19 protein-coding genes are annotated in these 21753 nt (G+C 56.7%); 10 read left to right on the forward strand and 9 right to left on the reverse strand.

What is annotated here, in order from left to right:
- Positions 1–93 precede the first annotated feature (93 nt).
- The 4 genes from B5D52_RS14735 to B5D52_RS14750 all read left to right on the forward strand — a co-directional run bounded on the left by B5D52_RS14735 (position 94) and on the right by B5D52_RS14750 (position 3816).
- A complete protein-coding gene (locus B5D52_RS14735) occupies positions 94–375 on the forward strand; it encodes a DUF960 family protein (RefSeq protein ID WP_016149124.1) in 282 nt (93 codons plus the stop codon).
- A gap of 14 nt (positions 376–389) precedes the next feature.
- Positions 390–1502 carry an amidoligase family protein gene (locus B5D52_RS14740; RefSeq protein ID WP_016149125.1) on the forward strand — a complete coding sequence of 371 codons (1113 nt, stop codon included), beginning with the start codon at positions 390–392 and terminating at the stop codon, positions 1500–1502.
- A complete protein-coding gene (locus B5D52_RS14745; RefSeq protein WP_016149126.1) occupies positions 1502–2449 on the forward strand; it encodes a glutamine--fructose-6-phosphate aminotransferase in 948 nt (315 codons plus the stop codon). Before B5D52_RS14740 ends, B5D52_RS14745 begins: the two co-directional genes overlap by 1 nt.
- A gap of 209 nt (positions 2450–2658) precedes the next feature.
- Positions 2659–3816 carry a site-specific integrase gene (locus B5D52_RS14750; protein ID WP_016149127.1) on the forward strand — a complete coding sequence of 386 codons (1158 nt, stop codon included), beginning with the start codon at positions 2659–2661 and terminating at the stop codon, positions 3814–3816.
- A 4-nt stretch (positions 3817–3820) separates the two neighbouring features.
- Here B5D52_RS14750 and B5D52_RS14755 read toward each other — a convergent pair whose 3' ends face one another.
- Positions 3821–6442: a hypothetical protein gene (locus tag B5D52_RS14755; RefSeq protein WP_016149128.1), complete on the reverse strand. Its 2622-nt coding sequence runs from the start codon at positions 6440–6442 to the stop codon at positions 3821–3823.
- Positions 6443–6544: 102 nt separating this feature from the next.
- Between B5D52_RS14755 and B5D52_RS14760 the strand changes: the two genes are divergently transcribed.
- The 5 genes from B5D52_RS14760 to B5D52_RS14780 all read left to right on the forward strand — a co-directional run bounded on the left by B5D52_RS14760 (position 6545) and on the right by B5D52_RS14780 (position 11982).
- Positions 6545–7759 carry a site-specific integrase gene (locus B5D52_RS14760; RefSeq protein WP_016149129.1) on the forward strand — a complete coding sequence of 405 codons (1215 nt, stop codon included), beginning with the start codon at positions 6545–6547 and terminating at the stop codon, positions 7757–7759.
- Complete coding sequence (locus tag B5D52_RS14765) at positions 7756–9393, forward strand: hypothetical protein (RefSeq protein WP_016149130.1); 1638 nt, start codon at positions 7756–7758, stop codon at positions 9391–9393. Before B5D52_RS14760 ends, B5D52_RS14765 begins: the two co-directional genes overlap by 4 nt.
- 129 nt (positions 9394–9522) lie before the next feature.
- Positions 9523–10764 carry a RecQ family ATP-dependent DNA helicase gene (locus B5D52_RS14770; protein WP_016149131.1) on the forward strand — a complete coding sequence of 414 codons (1242 nt, stop codon included), beginning with the start codon at positions 9523–9525 and terminating at the stop codon, positions 10762–10764.
- A 139-nt stretch (positions 10765–10903) separates the two neighbouring features.
- Positions 10904–11455, forward strand: a complete 552-nt coding sequence (locus B5D52_RS14775; protein WP_040333053.1) for a DUF6036 family nucleotidyltransferase — start codon at positions 10904–10906, stop codon at positions 11453–11455.
- The gene (locus tag B5D52_RS14780; protein ID WP_016149133.1) at positions 11443–11982 is read left to right on the forward strand and encodes a hypothetical protein; all 540 of its coding nucleotides are present in this window, start codon (positions 11443–11445) and stop codon (positions 11980–11982) included. The genes B5D52_RS14775 and B5D52_RS14780 overlap by 13 nt, the downstream gene beginning before the upstream one ends.
- A 79-nt stretch (positions 11983–12061) precedes the next feature.
- On the opposite strand, the gene B5D52_RS14785 is transcribed toward B5D52_RS14780, so the two are convergent.
- The 6 genes from B5D52_RS14785 to B5D52_RS14810 all read right to left on the reverse strand — a co-directional run bounded on the left by B5D52_RS14785 (position 12062) and on the right by B5D52_RS14810 (position 17766).
- Positions 12062–12643: an FHA domain-containing protein gene (locus B5D52_RS14785; protein WP_016149134.1), complete on the reverse strand. Its 582-nt coding sequence runs from the start codon at positions 12641–12643 to the stop codon at positions 12062–12064.
- Between the two features lie 112 nt (positions 12644–12755).
- Positions 12756–14375 carry a hypothetical protein gene (locus B5D52_RS14790; protein WP_016149135.1) on the reverse strand — a complete coding sequence of 540 codons (1620 nt, stop codon included), beginning with the start codon at positions 14373–14375 and terminating at the stop codon, positions 12756–12758.
- Entirely contained in the window at positions 14375–15028 is a 654-nt protein-coding gene (locus B5D52_RS14795) for a hypothetical protein (RefSeq protein WP_016149136.1), read from the reverse strand. Before B5D52_RS14795 ends, B5D52_RS14790 begins: the two co-directional genes overlap by 1 nt.
- Before the next feature lie 17 nt (positions 15029–15045).
- Complete coding sequence (locus tag B5D52_RS14800; RefSeq protein ID WP_016149137.1) at positions 15046–15624, reverse strand: hypothetical protein; 579 nt, start codon at positions 15622–15624, stop codon at positions 15046–15048.
- Positions 15625–15638: 14 nt separating this feature from the next.
- On the reverse strand, positions 15639–16997 hold the full coding sequence (locus B5D52_RS14805; protein WP_016149138.1) for a protein kinase family protein: 1359 nt from the start codon (positions 16995–16997) through the stop codon (positions 15639–15641).
- A 13-nt stretch (positions 16998–17010) separates the two neighbouring features.
- Entirely contained in the window at positions 17011–17766 is a 756-nt protein-coding gene (locus tag B5D52_RS14810; protein WP_016149139.1) for a PP2C family protein-serine/threonine phosphatase, read from the reverse strand.
- A gap of 107 nt (positions 17767–17873) precedes the next feature.
- On the opposite strand from B5D52_RS14810, the gene B5D52_RS14815 reads away from it, so the two are divergent.
- Complete coding sequence (locus B5D52_RS14815; protein ID WP_016149140.1) at positions 17874–18542, forward strand: protein kinase family protein; 669 nt, start codon at positions 17874–17876, stop codon at positions 18540–18542.
- Here B5D52_RS14815 and B5D52_RS14820 read toward each other — a convergent pair.
- Both B5D52_RS14820 and B5D52_RS14825 read right to left on the reverse strand, forming a co-directional pair.
- Positions 18539–20383: a hypothetical protein gene (locus tag B5D52_RS14820; protein WP_016149141.1), complete on the reverse strand. Its 1845-nt coding sequence runs from the start codon at positions 20381–20383 to the stop codon at positions 18539–18541. The genes B5D52_RS14815 and B5D52_RS14820 overlap by 4 nt on opposite strands.
- Positions 20380–21750, reverse strand: coding sequence for a hypothetical protein (locus tag B5D52_RS14825; protein ID WP_016149142.1), 1371 nt, complete (start codon positions 21748–21750; stop codon positions 20380–20382). Before B5D52_RS14825 ends, B5D52_RS14820 begins: the two co-directional genes overlap by 4 nt.
- Positions 21751–21753: the final 3 nt, after the last annotated feature.

Genomic DNA, 21753 nt, shown 5'->3' on the forward strand with positions numbered 1-21753 from the left:
AGTGGAACTGACAGAACATGGACTATATATTATAGAAGTGAAGCCGAAGGAGAAATCCTTCGGCTTTTACTTTTCTGTAAGGAGCTGATCACTATGAAACCCCGTTGCATCACCCGTGGCATTGAGGCTACCATTCCGCCTTGGCTGCAAACCCTCTTGTGGTACATGTGCGACAGTATGGAAGTCCCTGAGCGGGATTATCTGCAAATCTTCTACTTGTTCTGTGATGGTGACCGCCAGCGCATTGAGCATGAGCAGGAACAGCCGGAGTACAAGCACGTTGTCGCGATTCCGGACGAGCAGCCTGTTGATGCCAAGGTGTACATCATCGAAGATCCCGATCACATCACCATGTTACTAGCAGACGAATACTAAAGGAGGCTTTGAAAATGGAAGAGACGACTTATATCTGTGAGCGCTGCGGCGAACGGGTTCCGGCGGATGCCTGTACGATGGTTGCAGACACGATTTTGTGCCCGGACTGCGTGGATATGTACACGACAGTCTGTGATTGCTGCGGAGAGCGGCTGTTCCTCTCGGACGATCAAGGAGATGAGAACATCACCCTGTGTGAGCGTTGCTATGAGCGACATTATACCCACTGTGAGCGCTGCGGGCGCGTCATTTCGTACAGCGATGCCTACTATGAGGACGATGACGAGGATGAGCCGCTATGTTATGACTGCCTGCAAGCTCGTTTGCAGCAGGCGACGATCCACGATTACAGCTACACACCGCGGCTGGTTTTCCATGGCGAGCGCGACAATGAACGCTTCTTCGGCGTTGAACTGGAGATCGACGGCAACGGCAAGAGCCGCAAGAATGCCGGCGAAATCCTAAACGTCGCCAACGAGGACGCGCAGAATCTGTACATCAAAAGCGACGGTTCGCTGGACTGCGGCATGGAACTGGTCACCCATCCGATGACCTTGCAATACCACCTAGAGCAGATGCCTTGGAAAAACGTCCTGCGCAAGGCAGTCGAACTCGGATATCTCAGCCACCGCACTACCACCTGCGGTCTGCACGTTCACATCTCCCGCACTACTTTCGGCGAAACCGCGCAGGAGCAGGAACTGTCGATTGCGCGGCTGCTCTACTTCGTTGAGAAATTCTGGACGGAGTTGCTGCGGTTCTCTCGGCGCACTGAGCGACAGATCAACCGCTGGGCAGCACGATACGGCATGAAATTATCGCCGAAAGCTGTGATGGAATCAGCGAAAGACTCCCGTGCTGGACGTTACACCGCAGTGAATCTCACGAATGAAGAGACCGTAGAGATCCGAATTTTCCGAGGCACGCTCAAATACAACACCTTGATAGCCACGCTGCAGTTGGTCAATTCCATCTGCGACGTGGCTCTTTTCTTATCTGACGAGGAATTGCAGGAGCTGTCGTGGCACGGTTTCTTGGATCGGATTCACGAGCTGGAACTCATTCAGTACTTAAAAGAGCGGAATCTCTACAAAAATGACCCTGTTATGTACGAGGAGGACGAGTAATGTGCAGCCTGTTTGGACTGATCGACTATCAAAACACACTGACAACGCGGCAAAAGAATCGCATTTTACAAGTGCTCAGCAAAGAATGCGAAGTGCGCGGAACTGACGCGACCGGTATTGCTTACAACTTTGGCGGCAGCATCAAGGTCTATAAGCGCCCGCTCGCCGCGCATAAGTTAAAGTTTCATGTACCCAACGGGGTTCCTGTCGTCATGGGACACACCCGACTTGCCACACAAGGCAAACCGGCAGACAACTTCAACAATCACCCGTGGTCAACCGGCTCTTTCGCCTTGGCACACAATGGTATGCTTTGGAATGACAAAGAGCTTCGACAGACCGAGAATCTGCCAGACACACACATTCAAACGGACAGCTATGTAGCTGTGCAGCTGCTCGAACAACAGAAAACCCTGGACTTCACGACCATCAGCGCGATGGCGGAGAAAATCCAGGGTTCTTTTGTCTTTACGGTGCTTGACCGGGACGACAACCTATATTTTGTGCGCGGTGACAACCCGCTCGCAATCTTCGACTTCGGTGGCTTTTACTTGTATGCCTCGACCGAAGAAATTCTGCGGCGGGCGATGCGTAAGCTGCGCCTGCACCACCGGGAAGAAATCCATACCGAGGAGGGCGATATCTTGAAAATTGATCGAGCCGGTCAGTGCAGTTTTGGGCACTTCAATCCGAATCACAGCTTGGAACACTTCTGGCGCAATCCCAGATTTCGCATGCTATCGTGGCCCGACGAAGTGGACGATCCGGAGGCGATAGACGGACAGACCGACCTGCTGATCCAGACGGCCAAGTCGATGGGCGTATCCGAAGATGAGGTGCTGGCACTGCTCGATCTGGGGTACGATCCATGCGAGATCGAGGAACTGCTCTACAATCCGGCACTGCTGCACGAAGCGGCAGCCGAGTTGTTATATGCGTACTACTAATAAGAAAGGGGGGTGAACCTATGGGTCTGGGGACCATTCTGGTCGTGATTGGTGAGATCATCGACCTTCTGGAAGACGAGGATGAATGAACCTTGCACATCTGATTACAAAGGGAGGTGATGCGGAAAATGTAGTGGAAAGCAGGGACAACTGCCTCGTTGCAATCCGTGAAAATCGATAAGATGTAGGGACAAGGAAGGTGGTTGTCCATGACACAAAAATGTACAGGATACTTGGTGCGCAAGGCGGGATACTATCACATCGTGCTCGCCGAACGCTTTGGCAAGGGGCGTAAACTGCGCTGGATTCGTACTGGAATCCGGATTGGTGAACCGCGCTATCTGGCCGAGCGGATACTGCGCGAAAAGCTGCGCAGGCTGCATGAGGATGCCAAGCGTGCCGAGCAGATTACCCAGTGGGGCGGTGATGCAGGCTTATTGAGTGCACCGCCCTCCTGCTACTTTGCGCAGTGGCTGGAAACGAGGAAGTATGCGCTCTGTGAGCGCAGTCTACGGCTGTATGAGCGCATTTTACGAAAAGCGGGGATGTATCTGGATGAAATCGCGACAGAATTGCGCGAATTGAACGCCGATCATATCCAAAGGTATCTGGAGTTGCTGGCATACGAGCACAAGGCGCCCAGTACCATCCGACTGCACGGCGTTGTGCTGCGGGCGGTGCTGGAGGATGCCTGTGCGCGTGGATATCTGGCGCATAATCCGGCGAAAAGGGTACCAGTTCCGCGGGAGAGTGCTCGGCAGTGGAGCGGATGGGACGAGGACACACAGCGGAAATTGCTGTACGGCCTGAAAGGACATCCACTCGAACTGCCGGTGCATCTGGCGATGGTATACGGGCTGCGATGCGGTGAGATTTGCGGCTTGCGTTGGGAAGACATCAACTGGGACGACTCCTTATTATATATAAGGAGAAACGCGGTGTTGACTTATGACACAGATGGCAGCTCGCGCGTCATCCAGACCGAGACCATGAAAACCCAAGCAAGCCGTAGGACGTTCCCGCTGCATCCGCAGACCCGAACCCTGATGCGTGTACGAGAAGAGCAGGCAGGGGAGGGGAACGGCGCGATTTTTATCGCGAAAAATGGAAGACCGATGCGCCCGGATGGCTTGTCTAGGCGTTTTTGTCATTTTTTACAGCAGAATGGTCTGCCCAAAATCCGGTTCCATGATTTGCGCCATCTCTGTGCGACCGCACTTGCTGATCGGGGATGTGAGTTGACCGAAGTGCAGGCATACCTCGGACATGCGAGCATCCAGACAACACTGCGGTATGCCCACCTCAATCCGGACAACAACGCCAATGTGTTCCGGATCATGCAGAACGCGCTGACGGCAGTCGGATGACGGGTTAAAAGAGCGGATATGGGGAAAGGCTCAGTCCCCATATCGGCATTTCCATGGAAGTTGGGATGTACGCAGACTGCTTTTGCAGCAAGACAGGAATCGGGAGCGAAGTGCATAGTTCATAGATGATCAAAGCACTGTCTCGATTAAAATCCAGTATCAGGGCATCGGCAGCATGATCTTCCCAGAGCCAGCGGCATAATACGCGCAGCATGTCTTGGGTTTGCGGAGAATTGGCACAGCGAGAGACGATTCGGATGATAATCGGGGTGTGCTGACCGATTTTTTGGCGCAGATCACTCACGAAGTTAAGGCAGTGTTGCACCTCCTTGAGGAAGCACTTTAGCTTTTGATCAGAAGTGCCGTGCCAGTGCTGAGAAAACAGATCGGCAAAGAGTGTCAGGACAAGGCCAGACACACCGTATGGAAGCACCGATTGATAAAACTCGGCCAGCCAATCGTAGGAGGTGTCGAGAATGTGTTCAGGAAATAAGGGGGCGTCTGGAAAGCAATGATGACAGCGTGCAAGATGATCTTCGTTTGCGCCGAGTATGATAAGACCAGCCGCAGTTTTAAATATAGGATGGTTGAGCGGAGGATGTCCCAGATCTGGATTTATGGCGAAAAACAGGCGGGATTTGGCCGCAAACATACCGATGGAACCACGGTCGAGGGTTTGTTTTTTGCGCTGATCGACAGGCTGCTCACAGAAGGTGCATGCCCATATCTGATTCAGAACCTGGGAGTGTTCGGCGGTGTAAAACAGCGGGAAGTACACCGACAGCAATGTGCGAGACAGCTTGTGCGCGTATTTTTCCAGAAATGTCTGGAGGGCAAAACGCTCGGTTTGCTGTCTGCACGCGGAAGATTGTGACACAAACGCATGAAGCAAGTCATCTTGGGCAAACCAAGTATCTAAAGTCTGGCAGAGAGACTGTCTGCGTACTTCGAGTGTGCCAGACTGACCGGAGGAGAAGATTGCTTCCGCGATTGCGGTCAGCTGTTTTTGATTCATTTTCCGAATTCTGGTACAGACTTTGCTGGAAGGCGGCGTCTGGGGCGCTGGCGTATGATCCGGGAACAGCTGATTGATAAAAACTGTGATGGTTCGCTCATCCGCCATGGACTGGGCGGCTTGATGGAGCAGCGTCAGAATACGATAGATCGGTTTGGGGTTTTCGAGTGGCTCGAAGATGGCAGCGAATACACTCCGGTTGCTTGAGATATCGATGTTCGTGCGTGAAAGACGCTGAAAGAAATGTTGACTCAGTGTCGCGTTGCAGGAGATGTTCTGCTGTTGGAAGTATGCTTCCAGACCGTTGTACAGCAAAATATCATGCGCGAAGTATTCCTTTGAAGTTGCTTCTTCGCTCAAAACATCGTCTTCGGTCGCTGAAAGTACGGTGTAAGGATCCAGAATGTTTGTATCTCCTTTTTTGAATATACCGTGACACAGCCGGAAGATGCGCTCTTGGTTTTGGTTGAATACACGCCAGACATAAGCCGGTGCGATGGTCTGCAAATCCGGAGATGACTCCAGAAACAGCTGCACCTTCAGGAAGAACTGATATAAGGGATCCTCCTGATAGGCAGATAAGAGCTGCTTCAGTGTTGGACGCAGCTTGTTATAATCCTTGAGAGAGAGCAGCTTTGTAAAGTCCTTGTGAGGAAGCGGTTTTTGTGAAGCGCAGGAGGAAAGCAGCAAATATATTTTGGCTTTCAAGTTGCCCATGCGCTCGCTCAGGTACGAAGGAGTGCCATTCTTGTCAGATTGCAAATCGTCAGACACCTCGCAGAACTCGTTGAGTATGCTGTCGACTGCAATGCGTTCGCGGTTTTTGCTGAGGAGGTCTTGCAGCTGGGTCACGAGATCAATGATCTGCGCGTCAGTCATATCATCTACATGCTCCGCATGGCATGCAAGTTTATGGAGCGCAGTAAGAAAGTCAAATCTCAGCATGCACTGGCCAAGGCTTCCATATTTATTGTATCTCAGGGCTGTTGAGGTTAGGCGTTTGGTGCCCATGAAGTACTCGGTGAAGAAATTGAGCAGGGTTTTAGCCTGTTCAAAGTTCAAAGGGTGGGGCTCCAATGCGGTAGCTTGAAGTGGTTTGAGTTTGGCAAGCAGTTTGTCACATTGTTCGTTCAGTGATTGCTGCTGCCAGCGCTCTGAATAGAGCTGGAAGATGTCCAAATCCTGCCGCTGGATGGCTTGGGACAGCGTCTGTTTGAGGCAGGAGTGTTCCAGCTCGGCATGCAGGGTTTGCTGATCGGGTGTTTCCAGCAAACGGCGCACCTCCTTGTGCACCGTGTCCGACTGGCACAGGGAGGGAAAGGGGAACAGGTACTGGCGATAGCAGAAATGGAGGAAGAGTAGCTGCGAATATTGGTAGCAATCTTGCCGGGAGGGTTTGGACAGGCCCTTCAATCGCTTGAAAAGTGTGTCGAAAAAGGTGATAGCATTGCTGGTAGGCAGCTCTAAATCCGCGCAAGTGGTGTAAAACGCATCGAACTGGCGCAGAATATAGCGCAGACCATGTGCGGGTTCAAATTCAAGTAAAAATGGGACGGAAGCCGACTCCGGATAGGGGGTCGGCTTTTTTGCTGCATCAAGGGCGTACAACATGGCGTGGCCTCCTTTTTGAAATTGTAGCCGAAATGGGCATTTGGTGCACTGCAGAAACAGGATGTGCCAGATATACTGATAACGTCGAAAGGTTGTGGAAATATGAAGGAGAAACGAATTTCCGGTACTTTGCAGGAGAAAAACGGACGATTTTATATGGTTGTGCGCATGCCGACACCTGCAGGGCAGTACAGGCAGAAGTGGATTTCCACTGGCTTGCCCGTCACCGGAAACAAGCGCAAGGCAAAGCAGATGCTCGACTCCAAGCTCATCGAGCTGCAGGAGCAGCTGGACGAGCAGCAGCGGCGAGCGGGCTGGGCGGTGGCTGATGTCGGAGAGATTTTGTTCGTTGCGCTGATCGACCGGTGGCTGCGCCGCAAGCGGCTGGAACTCGCACCGACGACCATCGAGGGATATGAGCGGATTCTAGTGAGACTGCGACCGTATTTTGCCCGGCTCAACTTGGTGACCAATGCTGTGTCGCCAGCGGTGATTGAAGGCTATGTCGACTTCCTCATCAAAGAAGGGCTGTCCGCAAACACCGTGCGGCATCATCTCACGCTGCTCAAGTCGGTTTTCAACGATGAGATCCGCAACGGAGCCCCGATATTGAACCCGGTAAAATGCGTGAAAGGGCCGAAAAATGAAACTTTTGAGGCGAATACATATACGATCGATGAGGTCGGCGCATTGTTCGACCTGTTCCGCGGAGACCCGCTCGATGACATCGTGCAGATTGCAGTTCTGTACGGGCTGCGCAGAAGTGAGATCTTGGGCCTACGCTGGTTGGACATTGACTTTGAGCGACGAGTTTTCCACGTGCGGCATAAAGTGGTCCAAGTCAAGGTCGACGGTGTTTGGCAGCTGATCCGGAGCAACGACCTCAAGACAGAGGCCTCGCGGAGAAGTTTTCCGCTGTCGGACGCGATGCGCGAGCGTCTGCTGGCGCGTAAAGCCGCAGCCGAAGCCCGACGGGCAGCGGATGAAGGATACAGCGATGCCGATGCGGCGTATGTGTTTGTCGACCAAAATGGTGTACTGCTATGGCCGAATTACGTGACCGACCATTTTCGTCATAAAATGGCCGCAAGCACGCTGCCCAAGCTGCGTTTTCACGACTTGCGGCACACCTGCGCAACGATTTTGCTGCAAAATGGCTGCAGTTTACGCGAAATTCAGGCGTATCTGGGTCACGCCACCTACATGACAACGACGCGCTACGCGCACGTTGACGGCAAGAGCAAACAGCATGCCCTCGACCTGCTGGGAGAGGTGCTGTTTGAAAATACAAATGAGACACAGGAGGATAACAAGTGAGTACGAAAAAGGAAGAATTTTGGCAGGCCGTAAGGGAGTTGCTGGAGAAAAAGCTTGAAAATCAAGCATTTTTATTCCAAATTCCCGATCAGATGAGCGAAATGATCGACTTGGAGGAACTGACAGAAGAGCAGGAATTCGCGATCAAGGACTTCGCGAAAACCGTCCGGAAAATGATCAAAAAATCGAACTTTCGGGTGAAGAAATGGGGGATCAGAGATAAGTCAAAGACCAATATCAATGTGTTTCCGCTGCCGGCACCGTACCTGCATGTCATGACAGAAACGCAAACGATTCGTTACGAAGTAGTGCTGTTTTTTCAGGAAAATCAGCTGATTTTGTCACTCAAACGCATCAAAAATGAGAAGAGTTGGGGGTTCGCCGGAATAAATTTTTCCGCCGAAGAATGCAAACTCATCCGGAAAATTCTTGACGTTTTGGCAAAGATACAGTTTTGCAAGCCAATCCTGCTCGATCGTCGCTTGGCGCTCATATCGCTTAGCCGCCAGCAACAGAGGACTCTGGAAACGGCGCTCTGGTTTGAGAATGTGCCGGCTACGATTGATCGCTTGCCGGTGCCCGTCGTGTTCTGCGCAGTGCATGCCATTCTGGCGGCGGTCATGTCGGAGTTCCCCACGGGGATGAAGCCGCTGTATTATCCAGCCTTGCGTCTCAGCGACAACGAAGCGGCGGAGGAGCTGCAGCTGCAAACCCTGCGGGCGCTGATGCGCGATTTGAATTTCACGACGGTCAAAACTTGCATGACGCTGTGGCAGACCGAATTCGAGGTGCAGGACACACAGGCGATCGAAATCCTGCGCAGAATCTCGCACATACCGCTGCTGGTGCGGGTTGAACGCGACAAAGTGCAGAGGATTTTATCGTTGCTGATGCAGCAGGCACGGGGAGATGCCACCTACGGGCACAGTGACTACCCACTTGGGACGCTGCCGATTCTTATCGGCAGCACCCTTCCGCCTGACAGCCTGCGCTTCACACTGGACTGGCCGGCGTTTGAGGCACCGGGCAGCGGAGATCTTGCAGTCCTGCATGATGTTGCCAAGGTCATCGTTGCGCAGCGCGAGCGGTTTGTAAGATGCTTAGCGTGGCAGATGACCAACCGCACCGTTGGAGTTGAAGGATTTCAAAAAATATATATTATGAGTGTATGTGCGGCGATCGATGAGATTCTCGGAAGCGAAACCAAAAGGCCATTTTCACACTGGGCGAACGGTTTATTTGCGCAGCACGAGATGCAGCAGACCGAGCAGCTCGAACGCTTTGATCGGGCAGTCCAGCTTCTCCGAGATCGGGCGTGTTGGGATGATGTTGTCGCTCCTTCGGCAAAGGAGATGGGAGCAGGAAGCCTCGCGTTTTGGTACAAGGGTAAGATGGAACAGCACTGCATTGCTTTCGAACTCAAGGACAGTTTTCCACGTTTTCTGGAATCTCGGTTGGGGATGCGCAGGGAGGATTCTGAAGAATTCCGCAGTCATCTCAAGACGCTCGGCCTGCTGGAAAAGATGAGCCAAAATGTGCGCGGCCAAAACGGAAAATCCACGGCACACGTGCTTTTTCCCGTGTGCATATGGGAAAAGACCGAAGAACATATGACGGAAATATGTGATTTATAATCTATAAAAGTTTGTGAAAAACACATATTTTCCTGAATTTTTTAATTTTTTGCATTGTGAACTTGTGAACGTGTGCAGCCGGTTTTACATGCCGGCTGCCTGCAATCTATAATAGAGAGGATTTTGACTATGTTGCAGACAAAAATTTTGGAGCGGCTGGGAATTGAAAGCCTGCGTCCATTTCAGGAGGCCGTGCTGGAGCAGCTGCTGGCTGGTACCGATGCGCTGTGCATCGCGCCGACCTCGGCGGGTAAGTCGGTTATTTTTCAGACATTGGCGCTGCAGCGCGAGCAGCTGGTTATCGTAATAGAACCGCATCTCGCGCTGGAGCTTGATCAGGTGCGTCAGATGCACGAGCGTGGAATTGCAGCGGAAACCATCAACAGCCTGCTGCCGCCTGCGGACAAGCAGCAGGTGCTGGAACAGATCGCGTCCGGTCAGCTGCGGCTGCTGTATGTTACGCCTGAGATGTTGCAAAGTGTAGAGTTAAAACAAACAATCAGAGAGTGCAAAATTGCTGGTGTTATGGTGGACGAGGCACATTGCATCGTCAAGCAGGGAAGCGGCTTCCGTGAGGACTATTTGAGGATCAAGGACTTCGTTGCCGGTCTGCCGGAGCGTCCGGTGGTGGCGGCATTTACCGCGACTGCCACCATGGAAACTGCCGATGAAATCGCTATTAAGCTTGCCCTGCGAGCTCCGTACATCCATCGGATCGGCGTTACCCGAGACAATATTTTGCTTCGCGTGATCGAGGTCGGACAAGGTCTGGGAGGCCGCAAGGATGCCGAGGTCATTGAGCAGCGTAAGCGAGAGGAGATCGTTGCCCTTCTTCGTAAGTGTAAAACCGGGCGCGTTGTAATTTACAGCAACACGGTCAAGCGGGTCGAAAAGCTGTATAAGTTCCTCAAAAAGAGCGGCTTCTCGGTCGCGTGCTATCATGGTAAGCGCAAGAATAAAATGGAAATCCTGCAAGATTTCCAGAACGGCAAGCAGCGTATTATGGTGTGCACGAACGCCTTTGGACTCGGCGTCAACATTCCGGACATCCGGCTGGTCATTCATCACGCCCCGCTGATTGGACTGGACGATTACACCCAGGAGGTCGGACGAGCCGGGCGTGACGGTAAGAAGTCCAAGGCCGTGCTGCTCTGGCACAGCTATGACTTTACCATCTGCGAGCGTCTGATTCGCAAGAACGCGCTGGACCTGACCGGCAAGGAACTCAAACAGCGTCTGGCTGCACTGCATGCCCTGCAGGCGTACGCACAGACCGAAGATCGCTGCCGCTGGCAGATGATCCGCGAATTTTTCGGAGAGCAGCCGGGCAAACGCTGTAAAAAACGATGCGACTACTGCAAGCGCAAGTAAACGGCGATGATTCTGAACAAAGCGGCAGCATCGCCTGTGTGTTAAGCGTAACACCGTGCTTTGCTTTACGCAAGCAAAATGACGTGATTGGTTGACAAAACAGCACAAAACACATATAATATTTTTGAATAACAATAGTATGGAAAAGAGAAAATGGGATATGCTCAAAGAAGATATGATGCGCAGACTGCGCGATCTGGACGAGGAGGCAGCGCTTTTACTGCCTGATAGCCAGCGGCTGCGGCTGGTCATCGTGGGCGGCGGCGCACTCATTTTGATGGAGGTCATCGCGCGAAGTACCCATGATATTGATGCGCTCGCGGTGTCGCCGCAGCTCAGGTCGCTGCTGGCCGATTATGATATCAACTGTGATGTGCAGGCGTACAGCTGTAATTTTGCCTACAATTATGAGAGCCGTCTGCAAAAACTGCCGATTGACGGTCAGGTAATCGATTTTTACACGGCTTCGCTGGAAGATATCGTCATTGCAAAGCTGTTTTCCATTCGGCCGCAGGATCGGGAGGACATTATTTCGCCAGCCGTGATTGCCCGGCTTGACTGGGAGCACCTGCACCAGATCGCCCATGCACCCGATGAAGTGATGGCAAACGTGCTCAGTGACCGGTCTTATCGCGATTTTCTGTATGATTTTTCCGAGTATGAAAGGAGATACCGCCCGTGCGGCAACTGACATTCCGTGGATTCGTAACCCAGTATGTACAGTCCCTGTCCCTCACGGGGACGCTCAGCCTGAGCAAGCTGTTTGAGGAGATGACCACCCAAAACGCCCGCCTGAAAGCCCCGCTGTTTGCGTACGCAGTCGAGAGCGGCAAGCTGCACACGCTGCTCAATGTCTGCCGCGAGAATCAGGCGGTTTTCGCCGAGTACACCGCGCTGTACGAGATGTTAAACAAGAATGAGGATGTAAAATGGTCGTCCGATGACCTGCCGCCCGAGTACCAGAAGGTATGGAACAGCTTTTGTGCGGTCAAGCGACAGGGCGAGCGCGATGATCGCGTCAAGCAGCTGATGGCCGACAAGATCACCGCCATCCAGCAGGAAAAAGGTCTTTCGACCTATCGCATGTGCAAGGATTTGCAGCTCAATAACGCAAACGTCAACGCATGGCTCAAGAATCGAGATCCCAAGAAGATCGGTCTGGACACCGCGCGTGCCGTTCTGCGCTATGCCGAGCGCTATACCCCGGCGCTGGCGTGAGCAGAGCGGCGTTTGGGCAGACGTGTGAAAAATCCCCGATCGACCGATCGGGGATTTTTTTGCGTCGAGCACACACAGATCATAAGATCGGCGGTGCGCTGGAGTCGACGAGCGTGAGCTGGAAGAACTGTCCGCCTGCCCAGAAACGCAGATAGCCGTACGCGGGATCGATCATCTGTACCTGTCCGGATTCGCGCAGGCAGGCGCCGATGCGCTGGGTCTGTTCGTTGACCAGTACGATGCCGTTGGTCTTGGACAAGTTGCGCACGCCGTAGTTGTCGCCGCAAGCAAAGACCTCAAAGTGGGTGTGGCTGAGGGTCTGGTCATCGATGGACAGATCGCAGCCGTGTGCACGGCCGATGGAGAAGGGCAGAGACAGGACGGGAACGCAGACAGGTGCGGCCTGCGGATCATCAGCCGGGATGTACTTGAGCTGGGGAGGGTGCAGGGCAGCCGGGCGCGTCGCGGTCGGATTGGTGGGACGGGTGACACCGCGGTCCGGGCGGACGTATTCCTTGCGGACAACATCGACGAGCGGCGCACACAGCGCAGACAGACGTTCTTTCCATGCGGCGGCACGTTCGGGCAGTGTATCCAGTATGTGCATCAGCTGGCGGCGGAAGATTAGGCAGGCGATCAGTGCGCACAGCAAAATTAACATATAAAAGACCCCTTTCCTTTGTTTTACACCAAAATTATAGCATAAAACGGAGAAGAAAGGGGTATTTTTGCCTATTTTGGATGCCCTGTCGCGGCGTATGGTTTTTTCGCGTTCAGCGGTCTGCCAGTACGGCCGTCAGCTCGGTCAGCAGGGCTTCGATGCGGGCGGTGCGGCCGTCCGCGTCCAGCCGGACGGCAGAGCCGTAAGCCGGGGAGACCGCAAGCGGACGGGACGGATGCAGGTGGGCGGCGCAGTAGCGGCTGACCAGACCGTACAGACGAAGATCGGTAGGAGAGGACGCATCGGACGGGATGGGCATCTGGTGCTGACCGCAGTAAATGCGTCCCCAGAACAGGGTATAGAGCAGGGCGGCAAAGAAGTATTCTTCGGCCAGCCGTCCGCGGTCGGCGCTTGAGATGGGATCGGGCAGCAGGTCGGGCGGCAGACAGTAGGCGGCGGAACCGGGAACCGGGCCGCGCAGCGTACCCGATTGTCCGAGTGCGGCAGAGCGGAAATCACCGGCGTATTGCGCCTGCGGCAGACCGAACATGGGACGGGTCAGCTCGGACAGCTTGTGCGCCTCGGCCTGATCGAGCAGAGCGGGCAGGATCTGCTGGACGAATACGCGGGGCGGCTGTACCTGCCCGGGAGAGATGGCATACAGAGTGGGAATCTGCCGGAGCAGGGTTTGCAGGGGGCGGTGAATGTATTGCCCGGACAGACAGCCGAGTAAAAGAGAATCCAGATTGGCCAGACAGGTAAAAAAGCGCTTGCCCTCGCGGTATCGTCCGCAGAGCAGGGCGCAGCCGAACAGTACGGCAGCCAGTCCCTTTTCCACCGGCTTGAGGCCGGTCAGGTACTTGTACTGCAAGCGGGGCGGGAGTTCCTCGCCGCACGCCGCGGCCTGCTGCTCGAGTGCCGTCCAGATTTCATGCTGACTTCTGCCCGGGATGGCCGCCTGCGCCAGCAGATTGCCGAGCATGCTGCCTGCCGTGGGCTGATAATGTCCGGCACACAGTACCTGATCGATTTCTTGGGCAGAAAATCCCAAAAACAGGCACAGACGGATGGTCAGGACGGCCGTACCGCTGTCAAAGCGTCCGCTGCGCAGTTTTTCATAGTTGGAGCTGAGGAAGGGCAGACGGTTTTCCAGATGGGTATAGAGCGCAAGGCCGTCTGGCGCGTGCAGGGTATAAATGTGCTCGATCTCGTTTGTCAGACGCTTGGTGCCGGCCATAATACTGGGCAGAGACTGCCGGAAGCAGTCCAGAAACGCCTCCTGCGTCCGGCAGGCAGCAAAGGTTATTTGCAGCTCGCGGGTCGGCCCCTCCCCGGCCCATTGCAGGATATCCTGTGGAGCGGGCGGGTTTTGCGCGGCGATCTGGTCCAGTTGTGCACAGAACGCGGGATACTCCTCCCAGCTGCACAGCCGGAGCGCGGCAGCACTGAGCGGGATATCCTCCGGCGTGCGCACAAACAGATCGCGTCCGGTGTAGGTGCGGACGAGCGCGGAAATATCGGCGTAATCCAGTCCGAGGGCGAGGCCCAGACTGACATAGGTCAGACGGCTGGCGGGCAGGGAAGTGCCGCTCAGCCAGTGCTGCAGGGTACGCGCTGTGATGGGACGGATGCCGCTGGCCTGCTCGGTGGGCCGGTAGACCTGCGCGGCCAGTTCTTTCTGGGTCAGACCGCAGCGCTGCATGGCTGTATTCAAATAGTCTGAAAATTGCATTATGTACCTCCGGAGAACAGAAAGTCGTACATACTGCCGTAATCGTGGGGCAGTATGGGTTGTATTGCGCCCTGCATCTCACCCAGACGGGCGATCCATACGGTCTGTTCGGTACCGCAGTAGAGCAGCGCGGCACGCAGGCCGGGACGTGCGCGGGCCAGCCGATTGAGTACCAGACCGAACAGCGACCGGGGCAGATGGTCGGGCGGCAGATCGGTCAGCAGGATCAGCCGGGGTGCCGTACCGGGGCGCTGGGGGATGCTTTCGGCCAGCGCACAGGCCTGTGAGAGCGACTGAAAGAGCGGTTGGGACCAGCGCAGGGAATAGGAAAAGAGTGTGTGATCGAGGGTATCTGGTACCGTGATATCTGAGAATGGCCGGGCGGCCGTGCCGCAGCACAGTGCACGGTACAGGGTACTGAAGCGGGCCAGTACGGCCTCTTCCGCACGGTAGAGCAGTTCTGCGGGCATGCGCAGCCGGGGCGGCAGCGGCTCATAACGCTGATCAAAGGCCAGACAGAAGAGCACTTCGGGGGCGCAGCTGTCGTCGGGCGCAGAAGCGGTCGTGTTGAGCTGTCCCAGATCGTGCGGGACAAAGTCGTCCAGATCGCGGATCATGTACTCATCATAGGGCAGCGGGCGGGCGCGGGTCATACCATCACCTCCGGGAATCAGAACAAATTGGAATTGAGCAGGACGGTATCGCTGATTTTGAGGGCAATGTTCGAAACCTTTCCGGGCAGCTCGTTGTTCAGCGGGTACATAGACACTTCAACAGAGTCAAGGGCACGGGAGCGTGCTATCAGACTGGTCGTACAGTCGGGATGATGCAGGAAAATGACCGAGAGCAGATTGTCGGGTGCGTCAAATGACAGCTCATTGCCGACCGCATCGGCAAACGCAAGCGTGTCGCTGATAATGCACAGGGAATACCGACAATCCTCGGTCGGGGCGGAGGTATCCTGCGGCAAGATGGCTTGGAGTGCGGAGGTAATGGATTCATTCCCGTCGGGATCACCGCCGCCGAGTGTCAGTTGGTTGAGCACGGTTTCCAGATGGTCGGCATCACCGCCCTGAAGCATCAGATGGTTTTCCGGCGTGCAGAACAGGCTGAACCGGAAGGTACAGCCGGCCTTTCTGCCCTTCTGCAATGTATTTGCCAGCGGACAGAGAACGTAATCGACCAGAGATTGAAAGATGGGCGCCATGGACAGTGAGGTGTCGAGTAAAAAGAGCGTGTGCAGCGTCATTGCGGTGATCCCTCCTAGTAGTCGAGTGCAGAGATGGTACAGGTGGTGAATATGGACTGCGCGGGCTGACCGTCCGGGGTCAGGGCCAAGCGCAGGAGCAGCCCGTCGGGCACGGTACAGGATGTGCACAGGGTGTCGTCCCAGATGAGCGCATGGAAGGAACGGGATTGGGGATTCCAGTAGACCGAGGCCAATGTCTGCCCGAGAAACCGGGACTTTTTGGCGGTGCGGCCGATACATGCCCCGAAAATCAGTGGATAGGGCTGAAAAGGCAGCAGCGGCAGCTGGGTGGTGTGGGTGATGGTATCTCCAAAGCGCCAGACCATGCGGGCGATGATGGGCGATTGCGTGCGCACGGTCAGACGTTCCAGATCGCGCAGAGCGTCGCACACGTCGGCGTAGCCATTCGGACTGTCCATGGGCGCAAGGCAGCGCGTAAGCACATTGGCCAGACCGTCCAGACCCTGTTTGGCCAGACGGCCGCGGATTGCCTCGGGCAGACCGTAGTTGCGCATGTCCTTGGGATCATGGGCGTTGGCCGGGAACTTGGCACGGCAGTGAAAGCCGGTAAAAAAGTAGCATACGGTGAGTGCAAACTGGTACAGATCGCAGCGGCAGCTGATGGCGTGGTCACCGAGCGGGATGAGATAGAAGTCATTGCCCTCGATGCAGTGATTGCGCAGAAGCAGTAGCGTGTGTCCGACTCCGGTGCTTGTGTGGCACCAATCGTAGTCAAACAGGCGCAGGGTGGGCTGATCGACCCCGTCGATCATGATGTTGTGCGGACGGATATCCAGATGCCGGGGCGCGGACGCACCGGCGCCGTAGTCGGCAATGGCCTGCAGCAGCATGTGCGCAAGTGGCAGGCCGATGGCAGGGGGGGCGCCATCGGGATAATGCTGCGCAATCCATTGGGCGGCCGGTATGCCGGGCAGAGCCTCCAGCAGGACGGCGTGATAGACCTCGCTGCGTGCATCGGGCGTACCGCATACGGTGTCGGTGCGGTAGCGCGAGATGGTCTGGTAGCCGTATGAGCGGCACAGGCGCGGGGAGTACGACCAAAATGCAGCTTCCTGCGCGGCATAATTGGGGCGCTGTTCGTGTGCATCCTGCTGAATCTGGCGCTCGGACAGATACTTGAGGAAAAAACGCCGGCCATTTACTTCGACAAACTGCCCGTATTTCCAGTTGCGGGCGTTGGCGTCCTGCCCGCCGAATACGTCATCACTGACCGTTTGCAGCAAAACGAACTTGCCGCCGTCGTGATCGATCAGGGGTGCACCGAGTGCCTGCCAGAATAACCGGTCGGCATCGTATACCTGCCACGCAATGGACTGTCCTTTGGGAAAGGGACAGGGCGGCTTCTGGTACATGGCATGACCTCCTTTACAAAAAGACGGTGAACAGGGTCTGGTTGTCGGTGGAACCGCTCTGGCGTGCGGCGGCAAAGAGTGCGGGGATGACCGCATGGGGCTGATCGCGCAGCGATTGTACCAGCTCGCCGATCTGTACGTCGGTTAGCGCACCGAATGCGCCGTCTGAGCCTAAAAGCAGTACGCGGCCGGACAGACTGCTGCGCGGACAGGTGTACAGCGCCGGGGTCAGACAGTCACCCGGACGGGTGCCGATGCACTGGGTCAGACGGCAGGAAGCCTGCGCGTATCCGGGCATATTCGGGGTAATCCCCTGCGAAAAGGCCAGATTGTGCAGCGGTGTGAGCAGCTGCGCATGGCTGTCCTCGACCAGATAAGCCGGGCTGTCGCCGATGACACCAACCACCAGACTGTCTGATGTCAGCAGGGCGGCGGTCAGCGTGCTTCCGGCAGCTGACATGCGGTCGCGTCCGGCTTCATAGACGCGGTCGGCGGCGGCGCACATGGATGTTTTCAGGGCGCGGGCGACGTCCTCACCGCACAGCGTATTGCCTGCCAGAATGGTGGGATAGAGGGCGTACAGCAGCTCGGCGCACAGCGCGGCGGCCGTGCTGCGGGCGCAGTCGGCACCGTGGGACAGTCCGCCCATGCCGTCGGCCAGAATGAATGCCGAGACGGGCTGGGGGAAGGGGAAGGCGTAAAACAGGCCGCAGTCCTGATTGTCCTCGCGGCCGCCAACCTGAGAATCGAAGAAATAAGTTGCCTCCATGTCCGGGACTCCTTTCCGTGGAGAGAGCAAGCGTGATATAATACCAGTATCAAAGCAGCGCGGGGGCGCTGACGTGTGACCGCAATGCGGGATGGGGAGGGGATTTCATGTGTCAGGATAAGATTTATACCCTGCATTTTGTGCTCGAGCGTAAGGGGGATCGGATGTGGAAGCGCTGCCGGACGCCATCGGCTGCGGCACGGTATGGCGCGGCGCTGCGGCTGGAGGCCGAGCGCATGCAGCAGATGGAAGGCGGATTGTTTCCGCGTTATTTTGGTTTTACCGATGACCCGCTGCCCGCGGTGTGCATGGAGTATCTGCCGGGTGGCTGCATGCAGCCGCTGTCTACGTTTGACCATCGGGAGATGGAGCGGCAGGTTGCGCAGGTGCTGGAGCGCGTGCTGCACATGACCGAGGTGCTCGAGCAGGCCGGACTGCTGTACTGGGACATCCGGTTGAATAATCTGATCGGCCGCGCGGGCGCAGATTTCCGTATGATCGACTTCACCGGGGCACAGATGCTGGGAACTGCGCAGACCTTTACCCGCGGCCCGGCTTTCCGGGATGCATCCGGTCAGGCACTGTGGGACGGACTGGGCTGCAATGAACTGCGGCGGGTGCTGGCGCTGCGCACGCTTGCGTGCGAGCTGCTCGGCCTGTCACGCGGGGAAGAGGCACCGACACCGGCGCTGCGGCGCCTGCTTGCGCAGGGTGCGCGGCCGGCGTACGGCCTGTGTGCGCGGACATGGCTGGATGCCTTTTGTCAAAATCTCTAAAACAGCGAACCCCACCAACCAAGCAGCTCACGGAGCTGCTTTTTTGTCAGGCCGATGTGCATGGCGGCCTCGCGCACCATTTGCTGCAAGGCCGGATCGCGTGAAAACGACTCGGGCAGACGGGTCTGCTGATGCATAAGCAGGTGCCGCAGGCTGGCGGTGAGCTGATTGTACTGCGCGAGCCACTGCTCGAGGTCTTGCGGCGCTTGGGCCGGAGCGGCCGGTGCGGCAGATGGTGCCTGTACCGGCGGCGCGGTGCTTGCGGGTGTGGATACGACCGGTTCGGGCGGCTTGTAGCGTTCCAGATGCTTGCCGACGGCAGGCAGCAGATCCCAGAGAATTTGGCGGCAGGCGTTGTAGCACAGCTGACGGTCGGATGGGTCTGCAAACAGCCGGTCGATCTGGTGTATGATCTGCTGGTCAAACCATGCGGACAGACCGCATTTGGACGCGGCCTGCGCTAGTGTGGTAAGTTTGCGGCGATTTTCCGGATGCAAGTGCCAGTCGGGTGTAAAAATGCGATGCAGAGCTGCTTGCAGTCCGTCCTGAAACCAAGGAGTCGGGTCTGCCAGCGCAAAGCGCTGCAAGGCGGCGATATAATCGGGCAAAGAGCCGGTGACAAGGGCGGGGGAAAATTGGGTTTTCCACAGGCTGCACCGCTCGGGTTCGGGCAGATAGGACAGTGCATCCTGACAGCGTGTCAGCGCGGTGCGTTTGTCCGGACAGTCGGACAGTGTGCGTTCAATCCACAGACGGGCGGCGTCGGTGCGCAGCCCATCGGGCAGGGCGGCAAAGGCAGCCGCGTCTCCGGCTGCGGTCAGACGCGCAAGCAGGGCGGCATAGACATCGGGCTGTGCCGTCAGATGCTCGGCCAGTGCGCACAGTAAGGCGTGCAGCCGGTCGCGCAGCGCGGGATATTGTGTCTGATAGGAGAAAAACAGGTCGATCTGCGGGGTATAGATGGCACAGATGTCGGGATCTTGCAGGCATGCGCTGCCGTTGGATTCCAAGTAGGATAGCAGATACAAAAACGGGTAGGTCTGCCAGCTGGGGGTCATGTCGGGCAGGACGCACAGGACGAAATCCTGCAGGAACTGCTGATATCCGGCGGGGTCGGAGCGCAGCGCATCGGCCGCGTGGGTATAGAAAAAGATCGAAGCGGGATCGGACAGTTCGGGCAGGGTGCTGTCGGCCTGCCGGGACAGCAAAAAGCGCAGATTACCGGTCGATTCGGTACCGGTGCCCAGCGTGCAGCTGCCCATGAGGGCGGGCGGCGTCACCCATGACAGCAGTTCGGCCAGCGCATACAGCGCGTCTGCTGGCGTGCAGTCAGATGCGATGGGCAGGGAAAAGACCGCAGTGTGCCGGGGCAGAGCGCGATACAGGAAAAAGAGCAGGGCGGGCAGCTGATCGGGGGACAGTCCCAGACCGTGCAGATGGTGGACGAGCGTGTCGGGCGTGGGCGATGCGGGCACGGCAAAGTCCTCGATGCCCGATGCTTCGGACGGCAGGGCGCAATCCGGGATCAGGTACAGAGCGGGCAGTGCGGCCAGTGCCGGATTGGCACGCGCCTGCCGGTCATCGGCTACGAGGGCATGGACGATGCACCGTCCGCGGTGATCGCTGCCGCTCTCGCAGACCATGCTGGCGCACAGTACAAGACCATGCAGCGCAGGACTGTAAACCAGTGCGTACAGCGGGCCGTCCTCGCTGGCGGGCATGCTGCGGCAGATGGCTTCGACCGCATCGCGGTCGGGTGTATCGGGCGCTGTGTCAAGCAATCCCCAGCCGGCCTGATCTTGCCGGGTGTATATGAAGTGATGGAAAATCAACAGAATCAACCCCTTGTTTCAGTTAAACCATGCCGGATGACGGACAGCAGCGGCTCTTCCACCAGATGGGGCGCCGGAGGCTGGGTCAGGTGGTAAAGATTGCTCTGCGGATCGACGACGGGTTCGCTGCCCAGAGCGGATACGGTGTGCAGGGAGTAATGCGGGAAATATGGCTGGAATGCATGCGGGAGCGCGCCGATAAAGTGGTCAAACAGCAGGGCATTGACCTCGCTGCGCATGTAGTAGGCACCGGGCTGTATGCTGAAGTGTTCAGGTTTCAGTGCGTCCGCGCCGCATAGCTGTGAGAATGCGTTCGAAGCGTCCCCATACAGGCGGTCGGCCTTGACCAGAACATAGGCGACATGCTGGTCACGGGCGCAGGGCAGCAGGTTCTGACTGCCGTTGAGGCCGCGTAGGTCGCGCAGCAAATTACCGGCGGGTACGACCGGTGGGGTACGCGCCTGTCGTCGCCAGACGGTGGGCGGAATGCGCCGGCTGGGGTCAGCCTGCATGCGTGCTTGTTCTTCTTCTGAAAGCGGCTGCAGCGTGCACGCGTGCGAAGCCGAGAACCGTAAGAGCGTCTGTTCGGGGGAAATGAGGTAGATCAGTCCGGCGGCGTACCGCAGAAAGCGCAGCTGTGCGGCCTGATTGTTGTTGTAAAACTCACCTGCGGTGTCATAAAGCAGGATGAGATAGCGCTTGCCGGTGGTACGGTCGTCCATTTCGAGCGGGATGGGCGCGTCCAGCGCACGGGTGCCCTGCGGGCAGCGGTAGGGTGAATAGTTCAGCTGGCGCAGCATTTCCTGCACGCGGTCGGACAGACGGGGGGCGGTAAAGTAAAACCGGGTCTGCTTGCTGTGCGGCAGACAGGGATTGAGAGCACTTGCGCGGTTGAGCGCGGCGCATTGATCGAGGAGCAGACTGAGCAGCAGACAGGTCTTGCCCCAGCTGACCGCACCGGCGATGGCCACACCGATGACCCGTTCAAACTGGAAGAAGTCGGCCGGGAGATCCTGACCGGGCAGACCGCCGTGCGGCTGTCCGCAGTGGGGACAGCAGGCGGATACCTGCAAACTGACCGGGGTATGGTCGCGCAGACGGGCGGTGAACTGATAGGTACTGCTGTCCGGGATAGAAATGGTCTGATCGGGGTCGCCTGCTGCGCGCAGATCGCTTTGCAGGGCATGCCATTCTTCGGGTGTCAGCAGCAGTTCACCGGCGCTGCGCACCTCGGCACTGCCCATGCGGGCATTGAGGAAGTCGAGCAGGAACGGCGCATCGGGTGCATCGATGATCTCGGGCGGAAAGCTCACCCGCCAGCTTACCGTATCTTTTGCCAGCGGCGTGCCGCATTGCGGACAGAAATGATTGGGCATCGG

It is taken from the genome of Butyricicoccus pullicaecorum DSM 23266, from assembly GCF_900167005.1.
Lineage (GTDB): Bacteria > Bacillota > Clostridia > Oscillospirales > Butyricicoccaceae > Butyricicoccus > Butyricicoccus pullicaecorum.